Annotated in this window: 13 protein-coding genes; 7 read left to right on the forward strand and 6 right to left on the reverse strand. The window is 75.1% G+C overall.

Annotated elements, in window-relative coordinates; translation table 11 throughout:
- Position 1 precedes the first annotated feature (1 nt).
- Genes Val02_RS02425 through Val02_RS02435 form a run of 3 tightly spaced genes read right to left on the reverse strand, consistent with a single transcriptional unit; the run spans position 2 to position 2,524 of the window.
- Positions 2 to 805 carry an ABC transporter permease gene (locus Val02_RS02425; RefSeq protein WP_203897159.1) on the reverse strand — a complete coding sequence of 268 codons (804 nt, stop codon included), beginning with the start codon at positions 803 to 805 and terminating at the stop codon, positions 2 to 4.
- On the reverse strand, positions 798 to 1,562 hold the full coding sequence (locus Val02_RS02430; RefSeq protein ID WP_203897160.1) for an ABC transporter permease: 765 nt from the start codon (positions 1,560 to 1,562) through the stop codon (positions 798 to 800). Before Val02_RS02430 ends, Val02_RS02425 begins: the two co-directional genes overlap by 8 nt.
- Entirely contained in the window at positions 1,559 to 2,524 is a 966-nt protein-coding gene (locus Val02_RS02435; RefSeq protein WP_203897161.1) for an ABC transporter ATP-binding protein, read from the reverse strand. The genes Val02_RS02430 and Val02_RS02435 overlap by 4 nt, the downstream gene beginning before the upstream one ends.
- 61 nt (positions 2,525 to 2,585) lie before the next feature.
- Between Val02_RS02435 and Val02_RS02440 the strand changes: the two genes are divergently transcribed.
- The 4 genes from Val02_RS02440 to Val02_RS02455 all read left to right on the forward strand — a co-directional run bounded on the left by Val02_RS02440 (position 2,586) and on the right by Val02_RS02455 (position 8,348).
- A complete protein-coding gene (locus Val02_RS02440; protein ID WP_203897162.1) occupies positions 2,586 to 4,946 on the forward strand; it encodes a helix-turn-helix transcriptional regulator in 2,361 nt (786 codons plus the stop codon).
- 59 nt (positions 4,947 to 5,005) lie between these two features.
- Entirely contained in the window at positions 5,006 to 6,085 is a 1,080-nt protein-coding gene (locus Val02_RS02445) for a hypothetical protein (protein ID WP_203897163.1), read from the forward strand.
- Positions 6,086 to 6,116: 31 nt separating this feature from the next.
- A complete protein-coding gene (locus Val02_RS02450; RefSeq protein WP_203897164.1) occupies positions 6,117 to 7,334 on the forward strand; it encodes a hypothetical protein in 1,218 nt (405 codons plus the stop codon).
- Positions 7,335 to 7,442: 108 nt separating this feature from the next.
- Complete coding sequence (locus Val02_RS02455; protein ID WP_203897165.1) at positions 7,443 to 8,348, forward strand: hypothetical protein; 906 nt, start codon at positions 7,443 to 7,445, stop codon at positions 8,346 to 8,348.
- Between the two features lie 16 nt (positions 8,349 to 8,364).
- Here Val02_RS02455 and Val02_RS02460 read toward each other — a convergent pair whose 3' ends face one another.
- Complete coding sequence (locus Val02_RS02460) at positions 8,365 to 8,976, reverse strand: vitamin K epoxide reductase family protein (protein WP_203897166.1); 612 nt, start codon at positions 8,974 to 8,976, stop codon at positions 8,365 to 8,367.
- Positions 8,973 to 9,749 (reverse strand): DsbA family protein, encoded by a 777-nt coding sequence (locus tag Val02_RS02465; protein WP_203897167.1) that lies wholly within the window; start codon positions 9,747 to 9,749, stop codon positions 8,973 to 8,975. Before Val02_RS02465 ends, Val02_RS02460 begins: the two co-directional genes overlap by 4 nt.
- A gap of 133 nt (positions 9,750 to 9,882) precedes the next feature.
- Here Val02_RS02465 and Val02_RS02470 point away from each other — a divergent pair, with 133 nt between their 5' ends.
- A complete protein-coding gene (locus Val02_RS02470; protein ID WP_203897168.1) occupies positions 9,883 to 10,281 on the forward strand; it encodes a hypothetical protein in 399 nt (132 codons plus the stop codon).
- A gap of 36 nt (positions 10,282 to 10,317) precedes the next feature.
- On the opposite strand, the gene Val02_RS02475 is transcribed toward Val02_RS02470, so the two are convergent.
- Positions 10,318 to 11,292: an SAM-dependent methyltransferase gene (locus Val02_RS02475; RefSeq protein WP_203897169.1), complete on the reverse strand. Its 975-nt coding sequence runs from the start codon at positions 11,290 to 11,292 to the stop codon at positions 10,318 to 10,320.
- 186 nt (positions 11,293 to 11,478) lie between these two features.
- On the opposite strand from Val02_RS02475, the gene Val02_RS02480 reads away from it, so the two are divergent.
- On the forward strand, positions 11,479 to 11,886 hold the full coding sequence (locus Val02_RS02480) for a hypothetical protein (RefSeq protein WP_203897170.1): 408 nt from the start codon (positions 11,479 to 11,481) through the stop codon (positions 11,884 to 11,886).
- The gene (locus Val02_RS02485) at positions 11,883 to 13,190 is read left to right on the forward strand and encodes an alpha/beta hydrolase (RefSeq protein ID WP_203897171.1); all 1,308 of its coding nucleotides are present in this window, start codon (positions 11,883 to 11,885) and stop codon (positions 13,188 to 13,190) included. The genes Val02_RS02480 and Val02_RS02485 overlap by 4 nt, the downstream gene beginning before the upstream one ends.
- Positions 13,191 to 14,091 lie beyond the last annotated feature (901 nt).

Genomic DNA, 14,091 nt, shown 5'->3' on the forward strand with positions numbered 1-14,091 from the left:
GTCAGTCGGCGAAGTCGATGCTGCCGGTGCGGCGGCCGGCGGCGGCGAAGCGTTCGAAGAGCAGGCCGGCGACCAGAAACCATGCGGCGCCCACCCCGAGTGCGAGCCCGCAGTCGCGCAGGACCTCTCCCGGAGCGGCGTCGCCGGCCAGCCCGCGCACGGCGGCCACCCCGTGCGTGAGCGGGAGCGCCCGGGCCGTGGCGCCGACCCACCCCGGCCAGAACGACACCGGCACCATCACGCCGCAGATCAGCATCATGACGGTGTTGGCGACGTTGCTGGAGACGTTCCGCAGCGAAGGTAGACCGAGCACGGCGGCCCCGACGGCGAGGCCGAACCCGTAGGTGGAGACGGCCACCACGACCAGGCAGCCGACGGCCGCGACCGCCCGCCACGGCGTCCACGTGACCCCGAACGCCGGCCCCACGGCGAACAGCGCCACCGAGGCCGTCGCGACGCCGCTCGGCAGCCACTGCACGCTGCGGCCCACGAAAACCGGCAACAGGCGGGTGGGCGCGGCGACGAGCAGCGGCAGGGTGCCGGCCTTGCGTTCCCAGGAGGACGACGCGACGCACATCATCACCTCCAGCGCGGTGACCATGACGGCGTTGCCGACGAAGAGGAAGCGCAGCCGCTCGGGCGAGTCGAGCAGCACGCCGATGAGGGCGAAGAAGACGACCTGCATCACGATGCGTCCGAGCCACCCGAACGTCCACGTCACCGGCGTGTAGACGACGCGCAGGTCGGCCATGGCGTTGGCCGCGCTCGCCCGGACTACGCGCAACGCCCGCCCGGCCTCACGCATGGCCCAGCGTCCCGGTCCGGCGCAGGCGGTCGACCGCCCGGCGCAGCGCCAGCAGCCCGGCGCACAGGCCCAGGAACCCGAGCCCGGCGATCGCCCCGAGCCGGGGCAGCACACCCTCCACAGTGGACGCGTCGACGGCGTCGCGCAGCAGGTCCGAACTCCACGACAGGAACACCGCCCGGCTCGGTGCGGCCAGCCAGTCGGGCAGCAGCGACACCGGCACGATCACCCCGCCGAGGACGTAGAACGGGTAGCTCAGCGAGTTCTGGAAGGTGCGTGCGGAGCGGGTCAGCACGAACACGGCCGACATGAGCCCGGCGGTGCCGGCCATCGCGAGGGCGCTCACGAGCACCGTCGCGGCGAACACCACCGGGTGGGCGACGGTGACGACGACGCCGAAGACGGCCCACGCGGCGAGCCACGCCTCGACGAAGCCGAGCAGGCTCACCAGGGTCACGGCGGCCACCCGCCCGATGATGACGGCCGCGAACGACGACGGCGTCGCCACGAGCGCCTCCAGCGACCCGTTCTCGCGTTCGGCGGCGACGAGTTCGCCGGCGACGAGCAGCGCCATCTGCCACAGCGCGATCAGCGCGGGTGCGAGGACGGCGTGGCCGGCCAGGTCGGCGCGGCCGGCGTGCCGGGTGATGGCCAGGAAGACCAGCGTCATCAGCGGCGCGGTGACGAGGGCGAGCAGGTGGTCCGGCCGGTGCGGCAGTTCGCGCAGCTGGAAGCGGAAGCCGGCCAGCGCACTCATTTGTTCACCCGCATTCCGCGGTCGCCGATGACGTGCAGGTAGACGTCGGCGAGGCTGGGCAGGGCGGTGCTCACGTCGCCGACGCCGGCGTCCACCAGCAGGCGCAGCACGGCGGGTGCGGCGTCCTCGGCGCCGGTCTCGACCCGGATGCGGTCCGGCGGGACGTGGTGGACGGCGCGGACGCCGGGGAGCGCGCGCAGTTCGTCCACTGTGGAGGGGGGTACGTCGCGCGCCTCGACGCTCGCGTAGCGGGAGATCCACGTGCCGAGCGTGGCGGGGCGTTCCGTGGCGAGGATCCGGCCACCGTCCACAAGGGACACCCGGTCGCAGACCGCCTCCGCCTCGGCCATGTCGTGCGTGGTGAGCAGGACGGTGCGGCCCTCGGCGCGCAGTTCCCGCACCAGGTCGCGGAAGTCGTGCGCGGCCACCGGGTCCATGCCGGTGGTGGGCTCGTCGAGCAGGACGACGCGGGGGTCGCCGACCAGGCCGCGCGCCAGGTGCAGCCGCTGTTTCATGCCGCGGCTGAACCCCTCGACGCGTTCGTGGGCGCGGTCGGTGAGCCCGAAGCGCTCGAGCAGGGCGTCCACCCGCTGGGACAGGCCGCGGCCGCGCAGTCCGTAGAGGGCGGCCCAGAACTCCAGGTTGGCGCGGGCGGTGAGCCTGGTGTAGAGGCCGCGTTCGCCGCCGAAGACGATGCCGACGCTCCGGCGTACGGCGGCCGTCTCACGAACGACGTCGTGACCGTCCACTGTGGCCGTTCCGCCGGTGGGCAGGAGCACGGTCGAGAGGATCTTGCAGAGGGTGGTCTTGCCGGCGCCGTTCGGGCCGAGGAGGCCGTGCACCTCGCCGGCCGGGATGGTCAGGTCGATGTGGTCGAGCGCCACGGTCTCCCGGCGGCGCCGGCCGCCGCCGAAGGTGCGGTGCAGGCGTTCGACCCGGATCGCGGGATCTGTGTCGGGCATGGGGCCATCGTGCCGACGCGGCCGGGACGCGCGCATACGCATAAATGACTACGGTGGGCGGATGGTGCCGCTGTTCGGCCGGGAGGGCGTGCTCGCGCGGGTGCGGGAGCTGCTGGGCGACGGTGCGCGGGCGGTGGTGCTGACCGGGCCGGCCGGGGTCGGCAAGAGCCGGCTGCTGCGCGAGATCGCCGCCGAGGTGCCGGACGCCCGGGTGGTGGACGACCTGCACCGGCTGTCCGCGCGGCGGCTGGCGGAGCTGGTCCGGCCCGCCGAGGGTGTGCTGCTCGCGGCCGCCCGGGACGAGCCGGCGCCGCACCTGCTGGCCGCGCTCGACGCGTGGGCGCCGTTCGTCGTGCCGCTGCCGGGCCTCGACGTGGCGGCCGTCGCCGCGCTCGCGGAGGCGCTGCGGGGCGGGCCGCTGCCGGTCCGCGCCGCCGTCGACCTGCACCGCCGTTCCGGCGGCCGGCCGTACTGGGTCGAGCTGCTGCTGCGCGGCGAGCTGCCGCCGCTGGTCGCCGATTCCCTGGTCGAACGGGTATCGGCGGCCGGCCCCGACGCGCGCACCTGCGCGGAAGCGGTCGCCGTCCTGGGCACGCCGGCCGATCCGGACATCGTCGCCGCCGTGCTCGGCGTCGAGCCGGACGCGCTCGTGCCCACGCTGCGCACCCTGCTGGACCGGCGGATCCTCGGGCAGGGCACGGGCGGGCTCGTGGCGTTCGACCAGGAGGTGATGCGGGAGGCGCTCGTGGCGCGGGTGCCCGAACGACAGCGACTGCGCTGGCGGGCCGCGGCTCTGGAAGCGGCCCACGCGGCGGGTGTCGACGACGCGACCCTGGCCCGGTACGGCGCCGGCCCCGAGGTGGCGCTGCGCGCCGCGGCCGCCCGCCTGCACGCCGGCGCGGGCACCGAGGCCCTCGCCCTGGCCGAACTGGCCCTGCCCGCCTGGCAGGCGCACGAGATCGCCGCCCGCGGCGCGCACCTCGCCGGCTACCTCGACGACGCCGAGGCGCACGCGCGGCGGTGGCGCGCCGGCACCGCCGAACCGGCCGCCGCACACTGCCTGATCGCCTCCCTGCGGTGGAGCCACGGCGACCTCGCCGGCCAGTGGGCCGCACTGGACGCCGCCCTCGACGCGGTCGACGACGCCCACCCGGCGCGGGTCACCGTCCTCGCCGCCCGCGCCAACGCCCTGATGCGCGCCGAACGGTTCGCCGAGGCGGTCGCCGCCGCCGACGAGACGATCGCCCTCGCCGAACGCGTCGGCGCGGCCGCCGAACGGCGCAGCGCGCTGGTCGACAAGGGCACCGCGCTCTGCTTCCTCGGCGACCGCGGGCCGGGCCTGGCCCTGCTGCGCGCCGCGGCCCGCGAGTGCGAACGCGCCGGCGACCGGCTCACGCTCGGCCGCGCCCTCAACAACGCGCTCGAGCCGAGCCTGCACGGGCGCACCGACGCCGAACGCTGGGCCGGGTACGAGCGCACCTGGCGGCGCGCCACGCGGCTGCGCCTGTCCAACGCGCTCGGCAAACTGGCCCGGCAGGCGGCCGTCCTGGCGCGGACCACCGGCCGGTGGGCGCCCGGCTGGGCGGCCGTCACGGGCCGGCTGCCCGAGGAGAGCGACCGCGCCGAACGGGTCACGCTCGCGGCGGTCGGCGGGGTGCTGGCGCTGGACGCCGGCCGGATCGACGACGCCGCCCGGCTGGCCGAACGCTGCGCCGCGGAGGCGCCCGGGCTGGACCAGTTCTGGGTGCGGGCCCACGTGGCGCTGCTGGACGTGGGCCTGACGGCGCACCGCCTCCCGCCGGCGGCGACCGTTCGCGCGCTGGCCCGGTACCGGCGCGCACTCTCGCCGGCCGACCACGCGCGCCGGCCGCACCGGGCCCTGGCGGCCGCCACGTACGCGCTGGATCACGGGGTGGCGCCGGGGACGGTGCGCGCGTTCCTCACGGCGACCCTGCCCGCCGGCCTGCCCGCGGAGCTGGCCGACGCGGCCGCGCTGCTGTTCGGCGACGGAACGGTCGAGGAGACGGAGGCGGCCGCGGAGCGCTGGCTGTCCCGGGTGGACGGTGCCGTCGCGCGGGCCGACGCGTGCGTGCGCCTGGGCCGGAACCGCCTGCGGCACGGCCGGGCCGGCGCCGCGCTGGACTGCGCCGACGAGGCGATCGGCCTGCTCGCCGAGTGGCCCGGCCCGCTGCTGTGCGCCGCCCGGCGGCTGCGCGCGGCGACCGGGGCCGACACGCCGCGGCTGACCGAACGGGAACGCGCCGTCCACGCGCTCGTCGTCACCGGACTGTCCAATGTGGACATCGCCGGGCGGCTGGGTGTGTCGCCGCGCACCGTCGCCGTGCACGTGTCTCGCCTGCTGGCGAAGACCGGCTGTGCGTCGCGCACCCAGCTGGCCGCACGCGCGCACGCGCACCCGTGATCCACCTGCTGCGATACGCGCTTCTATGATCTCCCCACACGGGGGAGGGACGTACGTTCATGTTTCATTTCGCACCGTCGTCGGCCGAGGCCGGCGTCGTCATCGCGGTCACCGTCATCGGGGTCGTCGCGGCGCTCGGACTGTTGGCGGCGCTCGTGCTGCTGCGGCGGACGGGCCGGCTCGCCACGGCACCGCACTCCGCCGCACCGCCACGCCGGCGACGCGGCCTGACCGTGCTGTTCCTCGGCGGGTCGGTGGCGCTCTGGTTCGGCGGCCGGATCGACTTCGCCGCGCCCGGGCGGGTCGGGCCGTACACGCTGTTCGAGATGCACGGCGCGGGCGATCCCGCCTACTGGGTGGCGTACCAGGTGGGCAGCTACCTGCTGATCCTGCTGTCGGGTCTGCTGCTGCGGTACCGGGCCACGCTGCGCACGGTGCTGGGGCCGCCGGCGCTGCTGGTCGCCGTTCTCCTCAACACGCTGCTGCTCGCCGTGTACCTCAAGCTCGAACGCATCGACAGCAGGCTCATGCCGCAGAAGCTCGCCGGCGTGACGCCGGACGCCGACCAGGCGAGCGACGCGTCGCTGGCCAGCACGACGACGGTCGGCTGGGGGTTGGCGGTCCTCGGTGTGGTGCTGCTGACCGCGGTGGTGGTGCTCGTGCTGGCCGACCGGTACGAGCTGCCGGTGCTCGTCGCCGCGACGGCGGCCGTCACGGTGCTGGCCGCGCCGGTGATGCCGGATGTCAGCTACTGGGGGCAGCGCGCGGACGGCAGCACGGAGCACGTGATGTACACGCCGTTCGAGATCGGTGGGCCGGCGTTCCTGTGGCCGCCGCTGCTGGTGCTGATGGCGGCGCTGGTGTGCGTCATCCCGGTGCTGCCGAAGTGGGTGCGCGGGTTCGCGACCGTGCTGGCGGTGCTGAGTCCGGTGCTGGTCGGGGTGGTGTCGGCGGCGGTCTACGGGCCGATCGAGGAGACGGTCTCGGCGCTGCTGCGCGAGGACGGGTTCCGGGTCGCGGCGACCAGCCTCGGGATGGTGCCGTACCTGCTCATGTTCGCGGCTCTCGTGCTGGTGCCGGTGGCGGCGGTGCGCGGCTGGCGGGCCGGGCGGCGCGGCGGGTGGCTGCGCCCGAGCTGAGCACGTTGCGCGGCCGGGCCACGATGCGCGCATGGACCGCTCGCACGGCGTGCTGCTGCCCGAGGCCCGGCCGCTCCGGGACGCCCTGACCCGGGCGCGGGACCCGGCGACGCCCGGTGACGCGCTGCTGGCGATCGCGGTCGACCCGTTCGTGGTCGAACTGCGCACCGACGCGGCGAACGATCCGTACGTGTACATGGACTACCCCGGCCACCACGCCGACCTGCCCGCGCGGCGGGAGGCGTTCCTGGGCGCCCTGTTCAGCGCGCTGGCCCGGCACCCGAACGCGCCGCCGGACCTGCAGGAGCTGCTGGCGCGCGACGGGTTCGGGGCGGAGCTGATCCACAACCCGAACGCCGCGCCGGAGGTGCTCGACGGGCTGGCCCGCGCCGCCGACGGTCCCCGCGCGGGACTCGCGTCGCATCCGGCGAGCCCGACATCCACCCTGGACGTTCTGGCGTTCGAGGGTGTCGAGCCGGAGTCGGTGCTGCGCCATCGGCACGCGTCGGCGGCGGCCCGGGAGGCGGCGGCGTTCCTGCTCGGCAGCGGGGTGGCCGGGGAGGAGACGCTGCGCCGGATCGCGCGGCACGGGCGGGGTCGCGCGCCGCTGACCGTTGCCCGCCATCCGGGTACGCCGGCGGACGCACTGATGGAACTGGTCCGGCGCACGCCGTTCCCGGACCTGCTGGACGCGCTCATCGCGCATCCGAACGCCGACGCGCCCCTGCTGCGGGCCGTCGGCCGCACGCTGGTGGCGCGCTACGGGCGGCCGCACTCGCGGACGCTGTACACCGAGCCGGGCACCTACGACCCGGCCCAGCGGCGGATCCGCGCGATCCTGGCGCATCCCGCCTGCGACCCGGCGGTGCGCGCGCTCTTCGCCGGCATCGCGCCACTGGTGGAGCTGCCCGTCCCGGAACGCCGTCGGCTCGCCGCCGATCCGCACACCGACCCGGCGCTGTTGACGGTGCTCGGGCTGGACGTCGACCGCAACGTGCTGCACGCACTGGCCGGGAACCCGGGCGCGCCGGCCGGGGTGCTCGCGGGTCTGGCGCCGCGGGGGCGGCGTTCGCCGTACGAGTCGCACAGCTTCGCCGGGCCGCTCGCGGCCAACCCCGGCTGCCCGCCGGAGGTGCTGCGGCGCGTGTACGAGTACGACGCCGGCCGGCTCCACTGTGGACGGTTGCTGCTGGCCAACCCGAACACGCCCGCCGACCTGCGTGAGATCCTGGCGTCGCGCCTGCGTTGACGCGCCGCCGGTCCGGCCGACGCTGCCGGTCGGTCGCCGGTCGATCGCCGGTGTCGGTTGATAGGCAGAAGCTCGCCGGTGGGCTGTCCGTGGAGGGACGCTTCGCGGATGGCGAACAACCCGGACCCGGCCCGCATCACCTCGGCGCTGTGGTACTTCGTGCAGTCGTGCCTGGCGATGCAGCCCGGCACGCAGTACGGCGGCACGTTCACCGACAAACCCGGCTACCACAACACCCGCGACAACCTGTTCCGCCAGGGGCGCACCAACGACTACTCGGTGCGCCTCGACGCCGACCGGGCCGGCCCGGGGGACAAGACCGCCGCGTTCGACTGGACGTTCCCGGACGCCCAGCGGGGGCAGTACGGCACGATCATCCGCTACGGCGAACGGGTCCGGAAGGCGTTCCGGGAAAGGGACCCGCGCCTGCGCGGCTGGCGGGAGGTGCTCATCCAGGCGGACGCCGACGGCAACGCCGAGGGCTACGACTTCAGCAACTGGGCGGAACGCACGCCGGACAGCACGCACCTGTGGCACGGCCACTTCTCGGTCCTGCGCCGCTACCTCAACGACATGTCCGTGATGAACGGCATGCTCTCCATCCTGTTCGGCGAGTCGCTCGACACGTGGCGCGCCGGCCTGTCCCGATACGGGGGTCCGAACATGGCCGAACTGACCGACGCGCTCGCGCGGCAGATCCACAACGCCGACACCTACCTGTGGCGGGGGCTGACCCAGCTCGACGACAAGGTGCCGGACATCAGATCGGCGACCGGCGCGGGCACCGTGGACAACCGGTTCGCGCAGCAGTTCAAGCAGCTGGTGCGGGACGTCGCCGAGTTGAAGGCGCGGCCGCAGGTGAGCGTCGACGCCAAGGCGGTGGCGGCGGAGCTGGTGCGCAACGTGGAGTTCGTCAACACGCTCTCCGCCGCGCTCACCGCGGCGGTCGTCGCGCACATCCCGACGACCCAGGACGTCGCCACCGAGCTGGGCCGCCGCCTGTCGCGGAGCTGACGCTCCACTGTGGACGTCACTGGGCGAACAGTGCCGGCCCGTACTTCAGCACCACGGCGAGCGTGAGCACCAGCAGCCAGATCGTCACGGCGATCAGGTCCAGGTCGGCGGCGACGGCGTCGGCCAGCCGTTGTTGGATCCGCGGCGGCAGGAACAGATTGCCGTCGCGGAGGTTCACGTGCGTCAGGCCCGCGAAGACGAACGTCGTCGACACGGTGACGAGCAGGCACCACGGGCACAGCGCACCGATGTGGAACATCGCCTCGTAGAAGAGCCAGTACGCGAAGAGCAGCCCGGCCGTGTAGACCACCTGCGCGGCGAGCATGAACCAGCGCGGGAAACGCACCCCGCCCAGGCTCGCCACGGCGATCGTGATGACGACCGGTTCGGCGGCGATGCCGAGGAACGCGTTCGGAAACCCGAACAGCCGCGCCTGCCACGAACCGGCGACGGTGCCGCAGCTGATGACGGCGTTGATGTTGCAGGAGAGGCTGGTCGTGGGATCGGCCGCCAGCCGCACGGCATCGACCGCCAGCACGAACGACGCCACCAGGCTCAGCACCGACGACACGAGCATGGTGCCGAAGATCCAACCGTTGCGGTGCCGCGCCTTCAGCAACGCGTTCATCGCTGCCCGGCCGCCGCCTCGACGGCCCGGGCGAGCGGCCCGGCGCTGTACAGGTCCCCGGTGAACGCCTTCCCGTCGACGCGCACGGTCGGCGTTCCGGTGACGCCCGCGGCCGTCGCGGCGTCGGTGCCCGCCAGCACCCACGGCGCGAACCGCCCGTCCCGCAGCCGGTCGGCGACCGCGCCGTCCACTCCGGACTCCACGGCGATCGCGGCGATCGCGGCGTCGGTCAGCCCGGGGCCGCCCTCGGCCGGCTGGCGCTCGTACAGCGCGCGGTTGAACGCGAGGACCCGTTCCGGGGCGGCGTCGGCCACGGCGGCGAGCGCGGCGGCGGACCGGGTCGAGTAGCGTGTGCCGGCCGAGAGCCGGTCGAGGAACGCCAGCGGGTGCAGCTCCAGCCGCATCGTGCCGGCGGCGGTGAGGCGTTCCAGGTCGGCGGCGTTGGCCTGCTCGAAGCGCGCGCAGTACGGGCACAGGTAGTCGAGGTACACCGCGACGGTCACCGGCGCGTCGGCCCTGCCGACGATGACGGCGCCGGCGGCGGTGGCGTTCGCCGGGACGACCAGCCCACCGGTCGCGCGGGGTAGTGCGGCGTCGCCGCCGGTCGCCGCGCGCACCACGGCCACGACGACGGCCGCCACCAGTGCCACGATGACGACGGCGCCGGCGGCGAAGAGGCGGCGGTGCAGCCGCCTGCGACGTTCGGCCGCGGCGGCCGCGAGACGTCGTTGTTCCCGGGCAGCGGTGCGTCTGCGTGTCTGTGTCGTCGCCACGTGCACAGGTTGCGCCGCGACGCTTCGCGGGCACCTCTGCCGAAGGTCCCGAGAACGGCGGACCTCGGACCCGTTCGTGCCGCGCCCCGCCGGCCGAGGCCGCGACGCCGCCCGGAGTCGTTAGTCTCGGGTCGTGAGTTGGTCGACGTTCTCCTACGGCGAACACTGGGCGCACGCGCACGACGTGCAGCAGGAGGCGTTCATGGCCCTCGCCTCGCTGTACGTGGCCGCCGATCCCGCCCTTCGACGGCTCCCGTGGTTGCACGCGTGGCGGGCCGTGTGGGACGCCGAGGTCGGCGCGCAGGGCAACGGCTGCACGTCGTTGCGGGCGGAGGAGCACCTCGCGCCGCAGGACGTTCCGCGGTTCCTCGACGTCCTCGCGGGCTACCGGCGATGGCTGTCCGGGGCGGCCGGCGGCGCCTCTTTTCTGACCGGCGTCGACGTCGACAAGCTGACCGGCTACACCCACCTGGTCGCGGCCGTGCTCACCGGCGACGAGACCCATCCGGGTGTCCGGCGCCGTCCGTCCTGAGTGGACAGTGCCCGCGACGCGGAACCGGCGTGCCGGTCAGGGGCGATGGGCCAGCACCGAGCCCGGGGCGTAGGCGGTCGGTGCCGCGAAGCCCGCGGCGGCCACCTCGGCGCAGAGTTCCTCGGCGGTGCGCGTCGGCACGCCCCAGGAGTGCAGCAGCAGTGACCGCAGGGCGTCGTGCGGGTCGTCCGGCCCTTCGACGATCGCGACCGGCAGCACCAGCAGGCCGCCGGGGCGCAGCTGGTGCAGGGCCGTGGCCAGGGCCTTCTCGCGGGTCGCGGCCGGGAAGAAGAACTGGCTCCAGAAGACCAGGTCGAACGGCTCCGGATCGGTGAAGAGCGTGGCGTCGCCGTGCACGTAGCGGACCCGGTCGGCGACCCCGAGCGCGGCGGCGTCGGCGGCGGCCCGTTCGAGCAGCTCGGCCTGCGTGTCGACGGCGACGGCCGTCACCCGCGGATACAGGTGCAGGATCGTGAGCAGGTGGCCGCTGAGGCCGCAGCCCAGTTCGAGAACGCGCACGTCGCCGGCGTCCAACGCGTCGGCGAACACGGGCCGCCGCCGCAGGGACGCGCGCAGCGCGTTCTGCGCCAGCGGCGAGCTCGACACCTGCGACGAGCCGGCCGCTATCGCCAGGCGGTCGGCGGCGGGGAGTTCGTCGTAGCGGTCCGGCCCCTGCGGGCGGAACATCTGCGCGTACAGCCGTCCCCGCACGGTGATGTTGCCGAGCTGGTTGGCGAGCTGCGCGTCGAGGCCGTCGTGCGGCACCGGCGCCCAGGAGGGGCTCAGCCGGTAGCGCTCCGCGCCGTCGCGTTCCAGCACGCCCGCCGCCGCGAGCGCGACGCACAGGGCGCGGACCCGGTCCGGGGCGAGTCCCGTTCGCAGCGCCAGCGTCCGCACCTCGGCCCCGTCGCCGACCTGGGTCAGAAAACCGGAGGTCAGTGCGCCGTGCAGCAGCCCCGCCTGCTGCGCCGCCAGGGCCAACGCGTCCACGGCCTGCTTGATCGTCTGCATGTTCCGATGGTGTGCCACCGGGTCGCCGGGGCGCGAATCGACCGCCGATATCCATAAGTGGACCTAGCTCAAAGTCGGATCGGAGATCGGCCGAAAGTCATAAACTCGCGCGCGCGTAGAACCGGGAGCGGCCGCCGGAACGTCAGGGTGTACGGGACGACAGGCGAAAGGTGCGGGAGAGCGGTCATGCGGACGCGGACGGTGGTAGTTCTGCTCGGCACCGTGTTGGGGCTGGGGATCGGGATAGATCTCCTCAACGGCACCGGCGGCGCGCCGAAACCGCCGTCGCTGGTCACCGTGGCGGCGACGACCTGCGCGCCCGGTGCCTGTGCGCGGGTGTGCCCGCACGCCGGCCCGGACGCCTCGCGGCGCGCCGAGGCGGCCGCCGTGCGGCGCCGGCACGGGCGGCTCGCCTGGCACTGCCGCCGGTCGGGGCACGGCACGGACCGGCCGGGCACGCACCGCCGTTCGCCGTCGACCGACCGGCCGTCGCCGCGCGGTAGCCGGCCGTCGCCGTCGGCACCGCAGCCGTCGCCGACGCCGTCGACGCACCGGCCGCCCGTGCCGCACCGCTCGGGCGCGGGCCTGGGATGAGATCGCCGCTGGAGTGGTCGCTGCTGGGCGGCGCCGTCCCGGCGACCCTCGGCGCGATCGGCGGGCTCGGGGCGGGGCTGCTGCTGTACCGGACGGTGCGGCGGCGGCCGCGCGCGGTGCTGGCGGCGGGTGCGCTGGCGCTGGCGTTCGTGGCCGTGGGTGGCTGGATCGTGGACGACGTGTGGCGGCCGTTCCCGGACCGGCTGCCGGCGGCGGTGCTGCGGCGCACGGCGTTCGGGGTGGCCGGGGTGGCGCTCGTCGTCGTGGCGTGGCGGGGCAGCGCGTGGCGGACCCGTGTGCTGTCCGTCGCGGCGGCCGTCGCGATGGTGCTCAGCAGCGCCGCGCAGGTCAACGACTACTACGGGCAGTACCCGACGTTCCGGGCCGCGATGGGTGTGCCGCCCCGCAACCAGATCTCGCTCGGGGACGTGCCGCTGCGCGCGGAACGCCTCGTCGCGCCGCCGCCCGGCCGGCCGCTGTCGGCCGTGTGGCGCCGTCCGCCGTCGCTGCCCGACGGCGGACGGCTGCTGTCGATCCCGATCCCCGGTGTCCGGTCCGGGTTCGCGGCCCGCCCGGCGTGGATCTACCTGCCGCCCGCTTACCTCTCGGGGGAACGGGCCAGGCTCCCGGTGCTGATCCTCATCCACGGCCAACCCGGTGGAACGCGGGACTGGATCGACGGCGGCAAACTCGACCAGGTGCTCGACCGCTTCGCGCGGGCGCACGACGGCCTCGCCCCGATCGTGGTGATGCCCGACGCGCTGGGAACGACCATGGCGAACCCGCTCTGCCTCGACTCCCGGCTCGGCCGGCTCGAGACGTACCTGAGCGAGGACGTGCCGGAGTGGATCCGCGAGGGCCTCGAGGTGGATCCCGACCACCGGCACTGGGCGATCGGCGGCTACTCCTACGGCGGCACCTGCGCGCTGCAACTCGGTGTGCGCCGGCCGGACCGGTTCGCCACGCTGCTGGACATCTCCGGCCAGAACGAGCCCACCCTCGGCTCCCGCGCCGGGACCGTGGCGGCGGCGTTCGGCGGCGACGAGAGGGCGTTCCGGGAGGCGAACCCGCTGGACATCATGGCCCGGCGGCGCTTCCCGGAGACCACCGCGCTGATCGTCGTCGGCCGGGACGACCACGCCTACCGGCCGCAGCAACGCGAAGTGCGCGCCGCCTGCGAACGGGCCGGCATGAACGTGCAGTACTGGGAACTGCCCGGCGGGCACACCTGGCAGGTGTGGGGGGAGGGCCTCGTCGTGGCCCTGCCGGCGCTGGCCGCACGGATGGGCCTGACCCACGGATGATCCGCAACGTCCTGCGAACGCCGTTCAGCATCGGCCTCGTCGCCGTGCTGTGGCTGGTCGGCGCCGTCAGCGGCACGGTGCCGAACGGGCCGCGCGGCCGGCTGCTCGCCTCGGTGGGCATCGGCCCCGATCCCGGTTCGACGCACTGGTGGGCCCCGCTCACGTCGGCCGTGTACTGCGCGGACCTGCGCGGCTACGTGTTCACCACGCTGCTCGTGGCCGGGTTCGCGGTGCCGGTCGAACGGCGTCTCGGCCCGCTGCGCGCCGCGGCGGTCTGGGCCGGCGTGCACCTGGTCGCCGCCCCGGCCGCCACGCTGCTCTGGTGGCTGCTCGCCGGGCACGGCTGGTGGCAGGCCGCACCCGGACACCCGTTGGTGCCGGGCCCGGGGCCGGCGGTACTCGGCCTCGCCCTGGCCGGCAGCGCCGGGCTGGCCCCGCTGTGGCGCCGCCGCCTGCGCCTGCTGCTCGTTCTGCTGCTGGTGACGGCGCTGTACACCGGCCGGCCGGTGGTGCTGTTCGTGCTGGTCGCGGGGTTCGCGGGGCTGCTGGTCGGGCGCGCCGTGCGGGGTCCCTGCACCCAGGCCGTCCCGCCGACCCGGCCGGAGGCGCGGCTGCTGATGGCCCTGGCCGTCGCGATGTCCGCCCTCGGCCCGCTCGCCGCCACGCTGGCCGCGCGGGACGGCGGCCCGTTCGCGGTGGCGCGGGTGCTCATGGTGGTCTCCGATCCGGCGGCCGGCGACGTGCGGGCCGCGTGCGCCGATCCGACGCTGGCCGACCAGTGTCACGCCATGCTGGCGCAGGTGTACGCCCGCGGCGTCGGGCCGGTGGCGCTGTCGCTGCTGCCGTTCGCCGTGGTGCTGGTGGCCGCCGAGGGGCTGCGGCGCGGCCGGCGTTCGGCGTG

The organism is Virgisporangium aliadipatigenens (assembly GCF_016863615.1).
GTDB classification, from domain to species: domain Bacteria; phylum Actinomycetota; class Actinomycetes; order Mycobacteriales; family Micromonosporaceae; genus Virgisporangium; species Virgisporangium aliadipatigenens.

Coding starts and splice junctions, on each gene's coding strand:
- Val02_RS02425 (WP_203897159.1), bottom strand. CDS start 805: ATGCGTGAGGCCGGGCGGGCGTTGCGCGTAGTCCGGGCGAGCGCGGCC.
- Val02_RS02430 (WP_203897160.1), bottom strand. CDS start 1,562: ATGAGTGCGCTGGCCGGCTTCCGCTTCCAGCTGCGCGAACTGCCGCAC.
- Val02_RS02435 (WP_203897161.1), bottom strand. CDS start 2,524: ATGCCCGACACAGATCCCGCGATCCGGGTCGAACGCCTGCACCGCACC.
- Val02_RS02440 (WP_203897162.1), top strand. CDS start 2,586: ATGGTGCCGCTGTTCGGCCGGGAGGGCGTGCTCGCGCGGGTGCGGGAG.
- Val02_RS02445 (WP_203897163.1), top strand. CDS start 5,006: ATGTTTCATTTCGCACCGTCGTCGGCCGAGGCCGGCGTCGTCATCGCG.
- Val02_RS02450 (WP_203897164.1), top strand. CDS start 6,117: ATGGACCGCTCGCACGGCGTGCTGCTGCCCGAGGCCCGGCCGCTCCGG.
- Val02_RS02455 (WP_203897165.1), top strand. CDS start 7,443: ATGGCGAACAACCCGGACCCGGCCCGCATCACCTCGGCGCTGTGGTAC.
- Val02_RS02460 (WP_203897166.1), bottom strand. CDS start 8,976: ATGAACGCGTTGCTGAAGGCGCGGCACCGCAACGGTTGGATCTTCGGC.
- Val02_RS02475 (WP_203897169.1), bottom strand. CDS start 11,292: ATGCAGACGATCAAGCAGGCCGTGGACGCGTTGGCCCTGGCGGCGCAG.
- Val02_RS02480 (WP_203897170.1), top strand. CDS start 11,479: ATGCGGACGCGGACGGTGGTAGTTCTGCTCGGCACCGTGTTGGGGCTG.
- Val02_RS02485 (WP_203897171.1), top strand. CDS start 11,883: ATGAGATCGCCGCTGGAGTGGTCGCTGCTGGGCGGCGCCGTCCCGGCG.